This is a genomic window from Xanthomonas hyacinthi (assembly GCF_009769165.1).
In the GTDB taxonomy this organism is placed as follows: Bacteria; Pseudomonadota; Gammaproteobacteria; order Xanthomonadales; family Xanthomonadaceae; genus Xanthomonas_A; species Xanthomonas_A hyacinthi.
The window spans coordinates 1,929,568-1,947,564 of record NZ_CP043476.1; the positions used below are offsets into that span (position 1 = coordinate 1,929,568).

The 17,997-nt window shown below is 69.6% G+C and carries 13 protein-coding genes; 4 read left to right on the plus strand and 9 right to left on the minus strand.

Annotated features, from left to right (window positions below; all coding sequences use genetic code 11):
• Positions 1–111 precede the first annotated feature (111 nt).
• The 3 genes from FZ025_RS08700 to FZ025_RS08710 form a co-directional block, all read right to left on the minus strand.
• Positions 112–1,536 (minus strand): alginate export family protein, encoded by a 1,425-nt coding sequence (locus FZ025_RS08700; protein ID WP_053057248.1) that lies wholly within the window; start codon positions 1,534–1,536, stop codon positions 112–114.
• 8 nt (positions 1,537–1,544) lie between these two features.
• Complete coding sequence (locus FZ025_RS08705; RefSeq protein WP_046979481.1) at positions 1,545–2,468, minus strand: hypothetical protein; 924 nt, start codon at positions 2,466–2,468, stop codon at positions 1,545–1,547.
• A 165-nt stretch (positions 2,469–2,633) separates the two neighbouring features.
• A complete protein-coding gene (locus tag FZ025_RS08710) occupies positions 2,634–3,101 on the minus strand; it encodes a winged helix-turn-helix transcriptional regulator (RefSeq protein ID WP_053057247.1) in 468 nt (155 codons plus the stop codon).
• A 159-nt stretch (positions 3,102–3,260) separates the two neighbouring features.
• Here FZ025_RS08710 and FZ025_RS08715 point away from each other — a divergent pair, with 159 nt between their 5' ends.
• The gene (locus FZ025_RS08715) at positions 3,261–4,169 is read left to right on the plus strand and encodes an SDR family oxidoreductase (protein WP_046979480.1); all 909 of its coding nucleotides are present in this window, start codon (positions 3,261–3,263) and stop codon (positions 4,167–4,169) included.
• Between the two features lie 110 nt (positions 4,170–4,279).
• Here the strand turns inward: FZ025_RS08715 and FZ025_RS08720 are convergent, their stop codons facing one another.
• The 6 genes from FZ025_RS08720 to rpmH form a co-directional block, all read right to left on the minus strand.
• Positions 4,280–6,853, minus strand: a complete 2,574-nt coding sequence (locus FZ025_RS08720) for a DEAD/DEAH box helicase (RefSeq protein ID WP_208803751.1) — start codon at positions 6,851–6,853, stop codon at positions 4,280–4,282.
• Positions 6,854–7,004: 151 nt separating this feature from the next.
• Positions 7,005–8,348 carry a tRNA uridine-5-carboxymethylaminomethyl(34) synthesis GTPase MnmE gene (gene mnmE, locus FZ025_RS08725; protein WP_046978028.1) on the minus strand — a complete coding sequence of 448 codons (1,344 nt, stop codon included), beginning with the start codon at positions 8,346–8,348 and terminating at the stop codon, positions 7,005–7,007.
• A gap of 26 nt (positions 8,349–8,374) precedes the next feature.
• Entirely contained in the window at positions 8,375–11,065 is a 2,691-nt protein-coding gene (locus tag FZ025_RS08730; RefSeq protein WP_046978027.1) for a polysaccharide deacetylase family protein, read from the minus strand.
• 91 nt (positions 11,066–11,156) lie between these two features.
• Positions 11,157–12,902: a membrane protein insertase YidC gene (gene yidC, locus FZ025_RS08735; RefSeq protein ID WP_046978026.1), complete on the minus strand. Its 1,746-nt coding sequence runs from the start codon at positions 12,900–12,902 to the stop codon at positions 11,157–11,159.
• 18 nt (positions 12,903–12,920) lie between these two features.
• Positions 12,921–13,400, minus strand: coding sequence for a ribonuclease P protein component (rnpA, locus tag FZ025_RS08740; RefSeq protein ID WP_386268454.1), 480 nt, complete (start codon positions 13,398–13,400; stop codon positions 12,921–12,923).
• Positions 13,397–13,537 carry a 50S ribosomal protein L34 gene (gene rpmH / locus FZ025_RS08745; protein ID WP_003469983.1) on the minus strand — a complete coding sequence of 47 codons (141 nt, stop codon included), beginning with the start codon at positions 13,535–13,537 and terminating at the stop codon, positions 13,397–13,399. Before rpmH ends, rnpA begins: the two co-directional genes overlap by 4 nt.
• Before the next feature lie 258 nt (positions 13,538–13,795).
• Between rpmH and dnaA the strand changes: the two genes are divergently transcribed.
• From dnaA to recF, 3 genes are all read left to right on the plus strand, one after another.
• Positions 13,796–15,136 (plus strand): chromosomal replication initiator protein DnaA, encoded by a 1,341-nt coding sequence (gene dnaA / locus FZ025_RS08750; RefSeq protein WP_046978024.1) that lies wholly within the window; start codon positions 13,796–13,798, stop codon positions 15,134–15,136.
• 317 nt (positions 15,137–15,453) lie between these two features.
• A complete protein-coding gene (dnaN, locus tag FZ025_RS08755) occupies positions 15,454–16,554 on the plus strand; it encodes a DNA polymerase III subunit beta (RefSeq protein ID WP_046978023.1) in 1,101 nt (366 codons plus the stop codon).
• A gap of 341 nt (positions 16,555–16,895) precedes the next feature.
• Positions 16,896–17,996 carry a DNA replication/repair protein RecF gene (gene recF / locus FZ025_RS08760; RefSeq protein WP_104558380.1) on the plus strand — a complete coding sequence of 367 codons (1,101 nt, stop codon included), beginning with the start codon at positions 16,896–16,898 and terminating at the stop codon, positions 17,994–17,996.
• Position 17,997: the final 1 nt, after the last annotated feature.

Genomic DNA, 17,997 nt, shown 5'->3' on the forward strand with positions numbered 1-17,997 from the left:
TCCTGATCCTGGTGCGAGGGAGAGCACGATGCTGGCGTGCCGCCGCGGCCGCGTCTTGGAGAATCGTGTGGCTCTGTGCGCCAAGTGCAGGCCGCTCCGACCAGCCGCCGTCTACCAGGCCCAACGCAGTTCCACGCCGACATAGTCGCTGTCGCGCGCACCGGCCTGGCGCAGCGCGCTGCCGACCTCATAGCGCACCGCTTCCAGCGCCGCGGTGAGCTGCGGCGACAACGTGCGCTGCAGCCGCAGTTGCGTGTAGCGGCCGGTCCAGCGCCCGCCATGGCCGGCGCTGCCGGCCACCGGCACATTGGGTTGCAGGTACACCGCATCGGCGCTGGTCTGCCGCCACAGCAACCCCACCCCCAGCGTCGCGGTCAGCGCCGGCGCAGCCTGCCACTGCAGCGACGGCTTCAGGTGCACAAGATTGCTGTAGCCGGTGTAGCCGGCGAGCGCGAAGTAGTAGCCGTTCGGGAACAGCGGATTGAACGTGTCCACGCGGCCATCGCCGGCATGCGCGTCGCCGGAGGCCGCATCCAGCTGCAGGCCCAGCCGCGGCTGCGCGGCGAACCGCTCCAGTGTGTAGCCGGCGCGCGCGCCGAACGCCCAGGCATGGATCGATTGCGGGCCGACGCGGCCGCGCTGCACCATCGTCTCCAGGTCCCAGTCCGCGCCGCGCGCGGCGCCGGCGAAACGCAGGTCGAACACGTGGCGGCGCTCGCGGCCGCTGCCGTCCTGGTAATGCGCCTGGTCGCGTGCGTACAGCGCGTAGTAGGCGGACAGTTCGTTGTCGCCGAACACCTTGCGCTCGGCGCGCAGCGTGCTGAAGCGCACGCGGCGGCTGGAACGGTCGTCGAAGGCGCGCGCGTCGGCGTACTGCACCGGCTGGCTGACGAAACCGAGCACGCGCCAGCGCGCGGTTTCCCAATCGGCCCACACCGCATCGAACGACTGGCGCAGGTTGGGGCCATCGCGCGAGGACACGAAGCGTTGCAGGTCGAAGGCGAAATCCTGGCGCCCGACACGCGCCTTGAACGTGCCGGCCGCGAGGCGATGCTGGTAGGCGAGGAAGGCCAGGCGCAGGTCGAGCCGGTTCTGGTCGGCGCCGGAACGCACGCGCTTGGCGTAGGCGCGCACGTCCTCGAGCTGCGCGAACGCCTGCCAGTGACTGCCCAGATGCAGGTCGGCATGCAGCTGCAGCCGCTGCAGCAGGTAGGCATCGGCGGTGGTGCCCGTGCCCAGGCCGGGCGCGTCGTTGGACTCGACGCGCTCGCGCAGGTTGGCGCCCAGCGACAGGTAGCGCTGCGCATCGTCCACGTCCAATGGCAGGTACTTCAAGCGATCCAGCGGCGCTTGCCGCAAGACCGGATCGGCCAGCGCCGACCAGTCTTCCTGCCAGCGATTGGTGCTCGGCAACGGCCGCGTCGCAGGCGCAGGCGGCTGCAGCGCTTGCTCTTCGGCACGGGCTGGCACCGCGAACGCGATCGTGCACGCCAGCGCCAGCAACGCGCCGTGCCGCATGCGCCCGGCGCCGTGCATGCACCCGCTCAATGCGCCAGCGGGCCATGGATCTCGGCGACGTAGCCGCCCGGGAATTGCACCACCGCACTGCGCCGGTCCTGGCTGGCGAACGGCGCCACCAGCACCTGCACGCCGGCGGCCTTGGCCTTGTCCAGGGTCTGTTGCAGGTCCTCGACCTCGTAGCCGGTGGTCTCGCGCCCATACGGATACGGCAGGTGGCCATCGCTGACCGCCACCGTGGTCTTGCCGAAATCCGAGCGCAGGCGGATGCGCCGGTAATGTTCGCCGGGACGGCCGATCTCCTGTCCCGGCGCCTGCCGCGCATCGTCCACCAGCTTGCCATGGGAGAAGGCGAGGAAGCTGCGCACGAAGGCGTCGGCGCGGTCCGGCGACAGGTACACGCGGTTCTCCGGCAGCGTGCGGAACGCCGCGTACGACGGCGCGGTGGTATGCCAGTACAGCTGCGTGTTGACCCCGCCCGGCCACTGCACCACCGCATCGCGGCCGATCGGATCGGGGAACGGCGCGACCAGCACGTCGGCACCGGCGGCGCGCGCCGCGGCCACGGCCTGGTCCAGGTCGCGCACCAGCAGGCCGTTGCGCTCGGCGCCGAACGGATGCGGGATCGGCGTGGTGAAGCCGAACAGCGACACCGTGCCGACCGGCGTCTGCAACAGCTGCGAGGTGGTGCTGCTCGGGGTCGGCGTCACCGTCGCCACCACCTGGCGCGTACTGGTGCCGCCGAAGGTGGCCAGGAAGCTGGCGACGAAGCGGTCCACGTCGGCCGGCGCCACGTACACATGGGTGGTGTCGTACTGCGGGGCGACCGCGACCGGCGGCGTGGCGGCGGAGCGCGCGGCCGCCGGCGGCGAGTGCGCGGCCATCGCGGCGAACGCGCTGAGCGACAGCAGGCTCGACGACAGCAGGGCGGCAACGATTTTCGAACGCATGCGGAAACTTCCTCGGCTGGGCTGCAGCGAAGACCGGCGCCGCGGCAGCGGCGCAGGCAACCGGCACGCGATGCGCCGGCAACGGCATGCTGCGCGAGCACGGGGAATGCGTATTGGAAATTGGCGCGGTCCTGCGCCGCCATGCGCCCGCCGGCGCGGCGCCGGCTACGCGCGGCGGCGGCTGTCGTTGGCCATGGCCGTCACACCCGGCAGTGCGTTTTCGAAGGCGGCACGCGCGGCGCGCACCACGGCGTGATTGGCCTCGGCCCAGCGCACCAGCTGCGCCAGCGGCACGGCCAACGACTGCCCCAGCGGGGTCAGCCGGTACTCCACGCCCGGCGGCACCAGCGGCAGCACCGCGCGCGCGACCAGGCCTTCGCGCTGCAGGTCGCGCAGGGTCTGGGTCAGCATGCGCTGCGAAATGTCCGGCACCGCGCGGCGCAATTCGCCGAAACGGTGCGGGCGCTCGGCCAGCAGCAGCAGGAACAGCGTGCTCCACTTGTCGCCGATCTGCGCCAGCACGTCGCGTACCGGGCATTGGTCGATCGGCATGCCCTCGCCGCGGTAGTCGCGCAGCTTCTGGCTCAGCGGCGGGTCGGCGGGCGTGGCGGCAGGCGCCGCGGTGACGGACATGATGGTTACCTCGACGTAATCAGGGGCGGGGAAAGTGCCGTATTTACACTGCTGCGGCGATCTCTACTATGCACCAGGTCCCTTTTGCAGACCACTTCGGTCGGCCCCGCGGCAGCGCGCTTCGCAAGCGCCGGCACCGCACTCACCCAGGAAACCCGCATGTCCGCTCATCCCCAATCCCTGCTCGTCACCGGCGCCGGCGGCCAGCTCGGCCAGCGTGTGCTGGCCCATCTGCTCGACACGCTGCAGCTGCCGCCGGCGCGCATCGTGGCCCTGACCCGCCGCCCCGAGACCCTGGCTGCCTGGGCGGCACGCGGCGTCGAGGTGCGCCCCGGCGACTTCGACGCCCCCGCCTCGCTGGACGCCGCCTTCCAAGGCGTGGGCCGGCTGCTGCTGATCAGCACCGATGCGTTCGACCGCCCCGGCCACCGGCTCGTGCAGCATCAGGCGGCGATCGCCGCCGCCGTACGCAGCGGCGTCCAGCACGTGGTCTACACCTCCTGCCCCGAACCGTACGATTCGCCGCTGCTGATCGCCGCCGATCACGCCGGGACCGAGGATGCACTGGCGGCCAGCGCCCTGCCCGGCTGGACCGTGCTGCGCAACCACTGGTACTTGGAGAACCTATTCCTGAGCCTGCCGTCGATCCTGGCCTCCGGGCGCTGGTACAGCGCCACTGGCGACGGCCGCAGCGCCCACATCGCGCGCGACGACCTGGCGCGCGCCGCGGCGGCGGCCCTGGCCGGCGGCGGCGCGGCCAAGCGCACGCTGACCCTGAGCGGCGACCGCGCCTACAGCACCGCCGAGATCGCCGCACTGGTCGCGCAGACCGTCGGCACGCCGATCCAGGTGATCCAGGTGCCGGTGGAAGGCCTGATCCAGGGCATGGTGGCGGCCGGCCTGCCCGAGCCGGTCGCGCGCATGCTGGCCTCGTTCGACAGCAACACCGCCGCCGGTCGCGTGGCCGGCGTCACCGGCGACTACCAGGCGCTGACCGGCCAGGCACCGCAGCCGTTCGAGCAGTGGCTGCAGGTCAACCGCGCGCAGCTCGCCGCACTGGCGCCCTGAGCGCGGGCGCGCTGGGCGCACGGCACGCCCCTGGCCGCGTGCGCGCAAGTGCGTCCGGATCGGCGCCGCCAGCGCGCCGTCGGGTGACGCGCCGCGGCACGGAGCGCACGTCAGCGGCGCTGCGCCAGTGCGCCCGCCAGGCCGACGAGCATGTCAGCAATCCGGCCGACGGTGTCCGCTTCGGGTAGCGGCAGCGTGAGATGGGTCCGCCCGGTTTGCGCGTCGCGTTGGATCCAGGGGTGATCCGGCGCGGCTCCCGCCGGCTGTCCGGCGGCCGCGAGCGCTTCGACCAGGCGCGTCCCCGCGCCAAGCAACGCCGCCCACGGATCAGGCGGCGGGGCCGAGACGGCAGCGGATGGCGCATCCGCTGCTGCGGTACTTCCGCGCCCCGGCTGGCTGGCATCGTCCTGCTCAGCGAGCCGCTCGTCGGTCTCCTGCGGCGCGGCGGCGACGGCGGCCATTTCCTCAAGCGGGGCGATCGGCACGGTGGGCTGGACCGCACGGGTCACCGACTCGACTTCCTTCATGAAGCGCGACAGACGGGTCCCCTCGAGCGCGACCTCGGCATCGCCGCCATCGAGGATGCCTGCGGCGAGCGAACGCTTGAAGGCCAGTACCGACAACATGCCTTCTTCGATGGTGCCGCGCGCGACGAAGTTGACGACCCGGATCGGACGCTGCTGACCGAGACGGTGGATGCGTGCCACGCGCTGTTCGAGCACGGCCGGATTCCACGGCAGATCGATGTTCACCAGGGTGGCGGCGTGTTGCAGGTTGAGTCCTGTGCTGCCGGCATCGGTGGCCAGGAAAATACGGCACTGCGGATCGTTGCCGAAGCGGTCGACCAGCGCCTGGCGCTGGTTCGACGGCACCCCGCCGTGGAACAGCACATGTCCCCATCCACGCGCCTGGAACCGGCGAATCAGCACCGCGTGCATGCGCAGCCATTGACTGAACACCACCACTTTCTCGTTGGAATCGGCGAGCAGTTCGTCGAGCAGCGCGGCGAGTTCGTCGGCCTTCACACCATGATCGGTTTCCGGGTCGAGCAGATGACTGCTGTCGCAGACCATCCGCATGTTCTGCAATGCGCAGGTGAGCCGCCGCTGATCCGACTCGGACAGGAAGCCGCTGCCGCGCCAGCGTTGCACGATCCGCGCGGCGATCTGCGCGTTCTCCTCGTGGAGGGTCGCCTGCAGTTCGGTCATCGGCACCAGCACCTGCTGATCGGTGCGCGCCGGCAGCTGCGCCAGCACCTGCGCCTTGCGCCGCCGGATCAGAATCGGGGCGAGGGTGCGTCCGATGCGGTCCAGTCCGATGTAGCCGGTCACGCGGCCGCGCTCGTCGCGCTCGGTATGCTCGTGCATCAGCTTCCAGGTCGGCCCGAGGCGATGCTGGTCGACGAATTGCACGATGGAGATCAACTCCTCCAGCTTGTTCTCCAGCGGCGTGCCGGTAAGCACGATCGCATACGGGCTGTCGATGCGCTTGATCGCGCGCGCGGCGATGGTGTTCCAGTTCTTGACCCGCTGCGCCTCATCGACGATGACCAGCTCCGGCGCCCAGGCCTGGATCAGGTCCAGGTCGGTCCGCAGCTTCTCGTAATTGGTGATCTTGCAGAAGTCATCGGCTTCGAAGAGCGCGCGCCGCGCCTGGCGGCCGCCATCGATCACCTGCGCCTGGCGTCCGGCGAAGCGTGCGATCTCGCGCTGCCACTGATACTTGAGCGAGGTCGGGCAGATCACCAGCACGCGGCGCACGCCGAAGTGGCGGGCGAAGACTTCGGCCGCGGCAATGGCCTGGATGGTCTTGCCCAGGCCCATGTCGTCGGCAATCAGCGCGCGCCCGGCAGCGACGGCGAACAGCGCTCCTTCGGCCTGGTATGGGTACAGCGGCACCTTGACCAGCTTCGCCAACGCCGGGCTGGCCGCCCCGCGCGGAAACGCCTTGGACAGCACGGCGCGGCGCCGAGCGGCATCGCGCAGACCGGCCACATGATCGCGCGCGGCCGCGTCGATCTGCAGTCCGTGGCCATGCTTGGCACAGACCCCGGCGAAGCGCTGCACTGCTTTGATCCGATCCGCACCGAGCAACCCCTGAGGCGCATCCTCGCCGGATTCGATGCGGAAGACTTCGCGTGCCGATTCCACTACCGGTTCGGGCGCCTCGCTGCCCAGGCGCAGACGCAGCATGCGCGGGTTGCCTGGCTGCAGGAACAGCTCGCTGTACGGCGGCCGAAATCCGCGACCTAGCGCGGCCTTGGCGCCGCGCCTGCCTTCCAGCTGCATCAGCACGCACTCGATGTGTTTGCACGTGCCCAGCTCGTTGGTACGGAAGTCGGCGCAGTCGCATTGGTTGTCGCCCAGCTGCAGGCCGCGGATCCGCACCCGGTAGGCGCCGCCGGATTCGCGGTTATGCACCCGGAATTCGGAAAACAGCGCCTGACTGCCGACATTTTCGACCTCGAACGCCTGCTCCCGGCCGAACTGGCGGCGCAACGCGCGCTGCCAATCCTCCATGCGCATGCCCTCAGGTGCGCTATGCGGCGACAGGCGGAGTTCTTTCTTCTTGCGGGGCGTCGCTTTCTCGAGGCGGGGAGAACGTTTGGTTTTGGTCATGGCCACATGCGCTTGATCTGGAAATCGTCCGAAGCTGAAGACACCGCCGAACTGCAGGATCGGCATAGTCTACAAAATGCGCATGCCACGCAGCGCCAACGCACGCTCCGATTCCGATGGTGCATCCGCAACACCACCTCGCTGCGTCCAGCCTGGCGGCGTCATGCCCTTGAACAGGGTTGGCTTGCCTGCTCCGGACGCCGCCACGGGCCGGGGCTCACTTGCCGATGCAGAAGCTGGAGAAGATCCGCCCCAGCAAGTCGTCGGCGCTGAGATGGCCGACGATCTCGCCGAGCGCGGCGTGCGCCAGGCGCAGTTCCTCGGCGGCCAGTTCCAGCCGCTCGTCGCCCAGTTCGGCGGCCGCGGCGGCGGCGTGCTCGGCGGCGCGCTGCAAGGCCTCCACGTGGCGCGCGCGCGCGGAGAATTCGCCGTCGCTGCCGTCGCCGGCGGCATGCCCGGCGATCGCGCGCAGCTGCGCGTGCAGCCGTTCGAGACCGCTGCCGGTGCTGGCGGAGACGTATACGCTGTCGGCCGTCGCTTCGGGCACGGCCTCAAGCAGGTCGCTCTTGTTGTGGATCCACAGCCGTTGCGGCACCTCGGCGATGGCCTCGGCGATGGCGGCGCGACCGGCGTCCGCGGCGCGCGCGTCGAGCACGATCAACGCCAGGTCGGCGCGCTGCAGTTCCAGCCGCGCGCGGCGCATGCCTTCGCGCTCGATCGCGTCGCCGCCCTCGCGCAGGCCGGCGGTATCCACCAGGGTCAGTTCGACCCCATCCAGGCGCACGGTCTCGCGCAAGGTGTCGCGGGTGGTGCCGGCGATGTCGGTGACGATGGCGCGTTCGCTGCCGGCCAGCGCGTTGAGCAGCGAGCTCTTGCCGGCGTTCGGCGGCCCCACCAGCACCGCGTGCAGGCCGTCGCGCAGGCGCCGCCCGCGCTCGGCCTCCAGCAGCAGTTGCGCCAGGTCCGCACGCGCCTGCTCCAGGCCGGCGCGAACCTGGTCGCCGCCGAGCGTGTCCAGCGATTCGTCGGCGAAATCGATCGCCGCCTCGGTGTGCATGCGCAGCCGGACCAAATGCTCGGCCAGGGCTTCGACCCGGCGCGAGAACACGCCATCCAGCGACCTGCGTGCCGCGCGCGCCGCACGCAGGTCGCCGGCGGCGATCAGGTCGGCGATGGCCTCGGCCTGGGCCAGGTCCAGCTTGCGGTTGAGGAAGGCGCGCTCGCTGAACTCGCCCGGCCGCGCCGGCCGCGCGCCGAGCTCGCAGCAGCGCGCCACCAGTTGCCGCAGCAGCACCGGGCTGCCGTGCGCCTGCAGTTCCAGCACGTCCTCGCCGGTGAAGCTGCGCGGTGCCGGGAACCACAATGCGATGCCGTCGTCGAGGGTCTCTCCCTGCGCATCGCGGAAGCGTGCGTAGCGCGCCGTACGCGGGAGCAGCGCGCCCAGGCCGAGACCGGCGCCGATCGCCGCGGCCAGGCGCCCGGACACGCGCACCACGCCGACCCCGCCCGCCCCCGGAGCGGTGGCGATGGCGGCGATGGTGTCGGCGGTGGAGTGCGGCATGGCGAACGTCCCGGCGGCGTTGCAGGCTACAACGTCTGCAGCTGCGCGCGCGCGTACGCCGCCGAGGCGCCGCTCGGCTGCAGTTCCAGGTAGGTCTGGAACGCGTGCCTGGCCTTGGCCGCATCGCCCATCTGCCGGTAGGCGTCGCCGAGGTTGATGTAGGCCACCGCGCGCGAGGGATCGATCTTCAGCGTGTTCTCCAGCCAGCGCGCGGCCTGTGCGTACTTGCCCTGGCGGTAGTAGATGAAGCCGAGATTGTTGGCCGCCAGCGCGAAATCCGGACGCAGCTTCAGCGCCTCGGTGAATTGCGCCGCGGCCTCGTCGTAGCGCTTTTCCTTGTACAGCTGCAGGCCGCGGTCGTTGGCGCGCTGCGCACGCTGGCGATCGGACATTGGCCCGGCCGCGACCGGCACCGCCAGCGGCCGCTCGCCGCCCTGCAGGTCCTTGACCAGCACGGTCGGCCTGGCCGCCGGTGCCGCGGCGTCGACGCGGTCGTTCATCGCGATCGCCGCCGAGGACAGCTGCTGGGTATCGGCGGTCAGGAATTCCTCGCCCTCCGGCACCTGCAGCACGAACTCGCCGCCCTGCGAGCCGGGCAGGCTGCCGAACGCCGGCGTCTGCGGCGAGATGCTCGACACCGCCGGGGCCACGTACGCGGCCAGTTCGGTGCCGGTGATCAGGCCGTCGCCATTGAGGTCACCCTTGCCCGACAGCGCCTGCAGCAATACCCAGGTGAACACCGAATGGCCGTTGGGGCCGCTGTCGGCGACCTGCTGGTCGGCACCGCCGGCGGTGAGCATCTGCCGCGCCACGCGCCGCGCGTTCTCGCGCAGGTAGGCGCCGGTGCCGCCGCCGCCGCGGGTCAGGCCCAGGCCGCTGTAGCAGGCGTCCATCACGAACAGCACGTGCTTGGCTTCCAGGCTCTCGGCGATGTCCTGGATCTCGGTCATCGGGATCGCATCGGTGGCGAACTGCGCCGGGTCCGAATCGGCCGGCACGATGTAGCCCAGGTCGCGCCCGGAGGCAAGCTTGCGGGTGGCCCCATGCCCGGCGAAGAACACGAACACGCGATCGTTCCTGCCCACCCCGCCGTGCGCCAGGCGGTCGTGGAACGCGGCCAGGATGTTGTTGCGGGTGGCCTCCTGGTTCCTCAGCACGATCACCTGCGAGGACGGGAAGCCGAAGCTGCCGGTCAGCGTCTGCGCGATCGCCTGCGCATCGTTGGCCGCGTACTGCAGCCTGGGCCAACGCGCGTAGTCGTCGATGCCGATCACGACCGCCCACGAATTGTCGTAGCCGCTGGTCACCGCCGGCGCGGCCGCGTTGGCCGCCGCGCGCGCCACGCTGAAGTCGCGCCCGTTCCAGGCGGCGAACTGGTAGCCGTCGGCGCTGAGCCGGTCCAGGATCTGCGGCAGCGCCTTGACCGTGCGTGCGTGGATGTCGTGGAACAGCAGGATGCCGCGCTGCTCGCGGCCGACCTGCTCGAGCACGCGCTGCACGATCGATTCCGGCACCGGGTCCGCCCAGTCCAGCGAGTCCACGTTCCACATCACCGACTTCAACCCGGCCTCGCCGAGGATCTGCATGCCCTCGGCGTTGCGCGCGCCGTACGGGAAGCGGAACAGCGGCGCGCGCTTGGCATCGACCGCGCGCAGCATGCGGTCGGTGTCCAGGATCTGGCTGCGCAGCGCGGCGCCGGTTTCCTTGGACAGCTGCGCATGGGTCAGGCTGTGGTTGCCGACCGTGTAGCCCTGCTCCATCAGTTCGCGGCTGACGCTGGCAAGCGGCGCCAGTTCGACCTTGCCGTCGGCATCGAGCTTGCCCAGGTTGCGTCCGACCTCGAAGAACGTGGCCGGCACGTCGTAGCGCTTGAGGATGGCGACGATCTCGTCGGTGTACTCGCGGTGCGGGCCGTCGTCGAAGCTCAGCACCACCGTCTTCGGCGGCAGGTCGCGGCCGAACACCTCGCGATCGCTGTCCTGCATCGACATCGGATACGGGGTGATCACCCCGTAGTCGCGCAGGATCCGCTCGCGCGTGTACAGCGTGCCCAGGTGGGCGAGGTAGTCCTCCCACTTCTCGCGCTTCTGCACGATCGCGCGGGTGCGGTCGAAGCGGCTGAAGATCGCGGTGATCTCGCGGTTGTAGCTGCGCTCGATCTCGTCCAGCGCCTCCAGGTCCTCGCCGATGCGCTGGTGCAGCTTGATCGCCGGCAGCGAGGAATCCTTGCCGATGCGCGCCTGCCAGTCGGCCAGGATCTCGCGGAACGCCAGGCGGTCGGCGTCGTACAGGTCCGGCGCCGATTCGACGTAGTCCAGCAGCGCGCCGACCGCGGCGAAGCGCTGCGCGTCCGGCTGCGCCAGCAGCGCATCGAATTGCTTGGCCAACGCGTCGCGCCGCTCCAGTCCCTCGTGGAACAGCTGCTGGCCGACGCCGCTGGAAGTCTGCCGCGCGGCCGGCGACTGCTTGGCCTCGTCGGCCAGCAGCACGATGATCTTGCGCTGCGCCGCCAGCTGTTCCTGTAGTTGCGCCTGGATCGCCGTGGCCTGCGCCTGCAGGGCGGGCGGGCCCGGCATCGGTGCGTTGTCCGGCGCGTGCGCGGCCGGCGCAGCAGCGGTGGCCGTGGACGATGGCGTGCGCTGACAGCCGGCCAGCGCAAGCGCGATCAGGCACGAGGCGGCGACGGAGACCAGGGAGGCGGAACGGCGGTCGAGCATGGCCCGGGACTCACAAGGACAGTGGCAGGACACACGACGGCGCATCGCCGCCGCATACGCAACGCCCGCCTTGCGGCGGGCGTTGTCGGGTTTATTTCTTGACCTTGGCCGGCGCCTTGGCGCCGCCCACGGCCGCCGCCGTGGCCGGCTCGCCGTGGCGCTTGGTCATCCACCACTGCTGCAGCAGGCCCAGCGAACCGTTGGTGACCCAGTACAGCACCAGGCCCGACGGCACGAAGGCCATCATCACGCCGAACACCAGCGGCATGAACTGCATCATCCGCGCCTGCATCGGGTCCATGCCCGGCGACGGCGTCAGCTTCTGCGTCAGCCACATCACCGCCACGTTGATCACCGGCAGGATGAAGTACGGATCGCGCGCGGTCAGGTCCTGGATCCAGGCGAACCACGGCGCCTGGCGCAGTTCCACCGATTCCACCAGCACCCAGTACAGCGCGAAGAAGATCGGCATCTGCACCAGCACCGGCAGGCAGCCGCCCATCGGGTTGATCTTCTCCTTCTTGTACAGCTCCATCATCGCGGTCTGGAACTTCTGCTTGTCGTCGCCGTAGCGTTCCTTGAGCTGCGCGATGCGCGGCTGGAACTTGCGCATCTTGGCCATGCTCTTGTACTGCGCGGCCGACAGCGGATACAGCACCAGCTTCAGCAGCACCACCAGGCCGACGATCGACCAGCCCCAGTTGCCGAGCAGGGTGTGCAGGTGGCTCAGCACCCAGAACAGGCCCTGGCCCAGGATCGCCATCAGCGAGAAGCGGCTGTAGTCGACCACGCGGTCCAGGCCGCGCACGTTTTCCTTGGCGATCTGGTTGACCAGCTTGGGGCCGACCCACAGCCGCGCTTCGCTGCTGGCACGCGCGCCCGGGGCCACGGTGAAGCCCGGGCCGCGCGCTTCGATCACATGCCGCGGGCCGTCGTTGGACAGCACGTACAGCGCGTCCTGGTCGGCCTGCGGGATCCAGCCGGTGAAGAAGTGGTGCTGCAGCAGTGCGATCCAGCCACCCTTGATGGTCTGGTTGACCGGGCCGTCTTCCAGGAAATCCTTGAACGCGCGGCGCTGGTAGCCGTCCTGCGCACTGAACCAGGTGGCGCCGTTGAAGCTGAAGGAATCCGGGTTGGTCATGCCGCGGCTGACGATGGTCGGCACCCGGCTCAGCTTGCGGAACACGTAGCCCTGCCACGGCTTGCTGCCCTGGTTGACGATCTCGTCCTTGATCTGCACCGCGTAGTGGCCGCGCTGCACGGTGTAGACGCGGCGGATGCTGATCCCGTCCGGGCCGTTCCACACGAACGGCACCTGCAGCGCGTCCTGGCCCTTGGCCAGCACGTAGTCCTTGCCCGGCTGCTCCGGGCGGAAGCCGCCGGGACCCGGCGACGGCGCGTTGTGCTCGCCGACCCAGCCGCTGGTGGCGGTGTACGGATGCAGCGGGTCCTCGGTCAGCAACGCCACCGGCGGGCTGCCGGGCTGCTTGGTCTGCGGGAACAGCAGCAGATCCGCATCGAACACGCTGCGCCCGTCCAGGGTCAGGCGCAGCACGTCGGTGGTGATGGTGACCCGCGGCGCGGCGGCGGCGGCGACCGGCGCGGCAGTCTCGCTGCTGGCGCCGGGTACGGCCGCAGCGCCGGATTGGGTGGCACGCGGCACGGCCGGAGCGCCGCTGGCGCCGGCGTCGGCGTCCTGCGCGGGCGGCACCGTGGTCGCGGCCGCAATGGCGGTCGCATCGGCCGCAGGCGCGGCGTGCTCCTTGTTCCACTCCATCCACAACAGGGCCGCGACCATCAGCCAGGCAAAGATCAGGAAAAGGCGGGTCTGGTTCATCGGACAGGCAAGCTCGGCTCAGCCAGAAACAGGTTCTGACTTGGAAGTGGGGGAAGAAGGAGAGAGAGGCGGCGGCATTGTGCCGTCCGCAGCCGGGGCCGGCAATGCGCCGGCACGGCGCAGCAGGCGCAGATAGGCCTGGCGCAGCTGTTCGCCGCTGGCCTGGGCGGCGGCGCTGCGCGCCACCACCACATAATCGCCCGGCGCCAGCCATGGCAGCAGCTGCCGGGTGGCCTCGCGCAGCACGCGCTTGATACGGTTGCGCACCACGGCGCGCTTGTCGACCTTGCGCGACACGGCCAGGCCGAGCCGCGCGGGGTGATCGGCGCTGCGCCAGTGCAGGCTCATCAGCGGTTCGGAGCAGCGGCGCGCGGCATCGAACACGACGCGGTATTCCGCAGACGTGCGAACCCGCGCAGAGCGAGGAAATCGCCTACGCGGGTCGGGATGATTCACGGTCCGGATTGCAGGCGCCGCCTGGGGCGGCGAAGCAATCAAGCGCTAAGGCGCTTGCGGCCCTTGGCGCGGCGACGGGCCAGGATCTTGCGGCCGTCGGCGGTGGCCATCCGGGCACGGAAGCCGTGGTCGCGCTTGCGCTTGAGGTTGCTGGGCTGGAATGTGCGCTTGGTGGCCATCGGGGCGCTCTGTCTGGATGAGGCGGAAAGAACCGGAAATTCTATAGATCCGACCGGGGTGCGGTCAACTGCCATCTATCCGGTGTCGACACGGCCGGTATGCCCAGCCTGTGGATGGATCTGTGAATAGATGCGGGAAAACCATTCCCGACCCTGCGCGCCGATGGTAGTCTGGCCCATCCGCTTTCCTCTTTTCACCGGCCGAGTGCGCCGCGATGTTTCGCGCCTCACGCCTGGTCTCTCAATGAATTACATCTGATGGATGCTTGGCCCCGTTGCCTGGAACGTCTGGAAGCTGAATTTCCAGCCGAGGACGTTCACACCTGGTTGAAACCGCTGCAAGCCGAACAGCGCCATGACAACAGCATGGTCCTGTACGCCCCGAACGCCTTCATCGTCGAACAGGTGCGCGAGCGCTACCTGGCGCGGATCCGCGAGCTGATGACCTATTTCGCCGGCAGCGGCGAAGTGGCCCTGCAGGTCGGCTCGCGTCCGCGCGCGCCGGAACCGGCGGCAGTGGCCGCCAGCGATGCCGCCGCCGCGCGCACGCCGCCGGCGCCGCTGCTGGAGCCGTTCGCCGGCAATCTCGACTCGCACTACACCTTCGCCAACTTCGTCGAAGGCCGCAGCAACCAGCTCGGCCTGGCCGCGGCCACGCAGGCGGCGCAGAAGCCCGGCGACCGCGCGCACAACCCGCTGCTGCTGTACGGCAGCACCGGCCTGGGCAAGACCCACCTGATGTTCGCCGCCGGCAACGCGATGCGCGAGCAGAACCCCAACGCGCGGGTCATGTACCTGCGCTCGGAACAGTTCTTCAGCGCGATGATCCGCGCGTTGCAGGACAAGACCATGGACCAGTTCAAGCGCCAGTTCCAGCAGGTGGACGCGCTGCTGATCGACGACATCCAGTTCTTCGCCGGCAAGGACCGCACCCAGGAAGAGTTCTTCCACACCTTCAACGCGCTGTTCGACGGCCGCCAGCAGATCATCCTGACCTGCGACCGCTACCCGCGCGAGGTCGAAGGCCTGGAGCCGCGGCTGAAGTCGCGCCTGGCCTGGGGCCTGTCGGTGGCGATCGACCCGCCCGACTTCGAGACCCGTGCGGCGATCGTGCTGGCCAAGGCGCGCGAGCGCGGCGCCGACATCCCCGACGACGTGGCGTTCCTGATCGCCAAGAAGATGCGCTCCAACGTGCGCGACCTGGAAGGGGCGCTCAACACGCTGGCCGCCCGCGCCAACTTCACCGGCCGCGCAATCACCACCGAGTTCGCCCAGGAGACGCTGCGCGACCTGCTGCGCGCGCAGCAGCAGGCGATCGGCATCCCCAACATCCAGAAGACCGTGGCCGACTACTACGGCCTGCAGATCAAGGACCTGCTGTCCAAGCGCCGCACCCGCTCGCTGGCGCGGCCGCGGCAGGTGGCGATGGCGCTGACCAAGGAGCTGACCGAACACAGCCTGCCGGAGATCGGCGATGCGTTCGCCGGCCGCGACCACACCACCGTGCTGCACGCCTGCCGCCAGATCAAGCACCTGATGGAGGCCGACGGCAAGCTGCGCGAGGACTGGGACAAGCTGATCCGCAAGTTGAGCGAGTAAGCCGGGCCGCGGAAACACGCGATCCGCAGGCGCGCGAGCGGCCCCGGGACGGCATGCCGGCGACGCTTTGATAAAACGGTGCATGACTTCGCGACAAATCCGGGAGAAACTGTGGATAAAGTGCAGCGCGGCGGCGCCGGCAAAACTATCCACAGGTTTCCCCACCCCTCCAGGGGCAGTAATACCCGGGATTGAAGGTGCGAAAAACCCTTTGATTCCAAATAGTTAAGCTACCTTTGCACCGAAATTCGCGCTACCATCACCACCAAGCTTTTGATTTATTCCACATCTTTTAAAGCATAGGGGCACGGAACCACATGCGTTTCACACTGCAGCGCGAAGCCTTCCTCAAGCCACTGGCGCAAGTCGTCAATGTGGTCGAACGCCGCCAGACCTTGCCGGTTCTGGCCAACTTCCTGGTGCAGGTGCACGATGGGCAGCTGTCGCTGACCGGTACCGACCTGGAAGTGGAAATGGTGTCGCGCATCGCGGTCGACGATGCGCAGGACGGCGAAACCACGATCCCGGCACGCAAGCTGTTCGAGATCATTCGAGCGCTGCCCGATGGCAGCAAGATCACCGTGTTGCAGACCGGCGACAAGATCACCGTGCAGGCCGGGCGCAGCCGCTTCACCCTGGCCACGCTGCCGGCCAACGATTTCCCGTCGGTGGACGAGGTCGAAGCCACCGAGCGGGTGCTGGTGCCGGAAGCGGCACTGAAGGAACTGATCGAGCGCACCGCCTTCGCGATGGCGCAGCAGGACGTGCGCTACTACCTCAACGGCCTGCTGTTCGATCTGCACGACCAGACCCTGCGCTGCGTGGCCACCGACGGCCACCGCCTGGCGCTGTGCGAGACCGCACTGGAGAACGCCAGCGGCGCCAAACGCCAGATCATCGTGCCGCGCAAGGGCGTGACCGAGCTGCAGCGTCTGCTGGACGGCGGCGATCGCGAGGTCGAGCTGGAAGTCGGTCGTAGCCACGTGCGGGTCAAGCGCGACGATGTCACCTTCACCTCGAAGCTGATCGACGGCCGCTTCCCCGATTACGAAGCGGTGATCCCGATCGGCGCCGACCGCGAGGTCAAGCTGGATCGCGAAGCGCTGCGCGCCGCGCTGCAGCGTGCGGCGATCCTGTCCAACGAGAAGTACCGCGGCGTGCGCGTGGAAGTCTCGCCGGGCCAGCTGAAGATCAGCGCGCACAACCCCGAGCAGGAAGAGGCGCAGGAAGAGATCGAGGCCGACACCAAGGTCAGCGACCTGGCGATCGGCTTCAACGTGAACTACCTGCTCGACGCGCTGTCGGCGCTGCGCGAGGAGTTCATCGTGATCCAGCTGCGCGACGCCAACTCCTCGGCCCTGGTGCGCGAGGCCAGCAGCGCCCGCTCGCGCCACGTGGTGATGCCGCTGCGTCTCTGACCGGCGCAAGCAGGGCGTGTTCCACGTGGAACACAGTGAAGAAACCCGGTTTCGCGCCGGGTTTTCTTTTGGGCGGGATTGCGCATGTTTCCTGATCCTCAAATGCTCCTGTGGGACTTCAGTCGCGACGGGCTTTACCGACGCCGCTCCATCTCCGCGACAGCCGGATCGGCATCGCTGTCGATCGATCCATGGGGCGTTTGCTACCGCTGGCTTCCGGCACTCCTCAATCGTCCGCGCCACCACAGGACGTTCGCAGCCGGTTTGGGTATGCTGCCGCCCTGCCCTGATGAGCCGACCCGCGTGCGCCCGGTGCGAGCGCCTCCGCCCCCGAGTCCTGCATGCATGTCTCTCGCCTCGACTTTCATCACCTGCGCCGCTTCGCCGCGCTGGAGCTGGCGCCTGCGCCCGGCCTGAACCTGATCACCGGCGACAACGGGGCCGGCAAGACCACGATCCTCGAGGCCATGCACCTGATGGCCTACGGCCGCAGCTTCCGCGGACGGGTCCGCGATGGCCTGGTCCGGCAGGGCCAGGACGCACTCGATGTGTTCGTCGAGTGGCAGGAACGCGGCGCGGAGCCGCAGCAGCCACGCCGACGCCGTGCCGGACTGCGCCATAGCGGCCAGGACTGGCGTGGCCGGCTCGATGGCGAGGACGTGGCCTACCTGGGCACGCTCTGCGCCGCGTTGGCGGTGGTCACCTTCGAGCCGGGCAGCCATGTGCTGGTCAGCGGTGGCGGCGAACCGCGCCGCCGCTTCATCGATTGGGGCTTGTTCCACGTGGAACCTGACTTCCTGTCCCTGTGGCGCCGCTATGCGCGGGCGCTGCGGCAGCGCAACGCCCTGCTCAAAAGCGGCGGCGGCGGTGCGGCACTGGATGCCTGGGACCATGAGCTGGCCGAGGCCGGCGAACCGCTGACCTCGCGCCGCGAGCAGTATCTGGAACGGCTGTTGCAGCGCCTGCTGGCGCTGGGACCGGAACTGGCGCCGTCGCTGGAGATCCAGCACCTGCAGTTCGCGCCGGGCTGGCGCCGCCACGAAGTGCCGCTGGCCGATGCGCTGTTGCTCAACCGCGAGCGCGACCGCCAGTACGGCTATACCTCGGTCGGACCGCACCGCGCCGACTGGAGCCTGGAGTTCGCGACCATCCCCGGCCGCGACGCGCTGTCGCGCGGCCAGGCCAAGCTGACCGCGCTGGCCTGCCTGCTGGCCCAGGCCGAGGACTACGCCGAGCAGCGCGGCGAGTGGCCGGTGATCGCCCTGGACGACCTGGCCTCGGAACTGGACCAGCATCACCAGCGGCGCGTGCTGCAGCGGCTGCAGTCCGGGCCGGCGCAGGTGTTCGTCACTGCGACCGAGACCCCGCAGGCGCTGGCCGACATGGCGTTGCCGATTGCGCGGTTCCACGTGGAACATGGGCAGGCCCTGGCCCGTTCCTAGC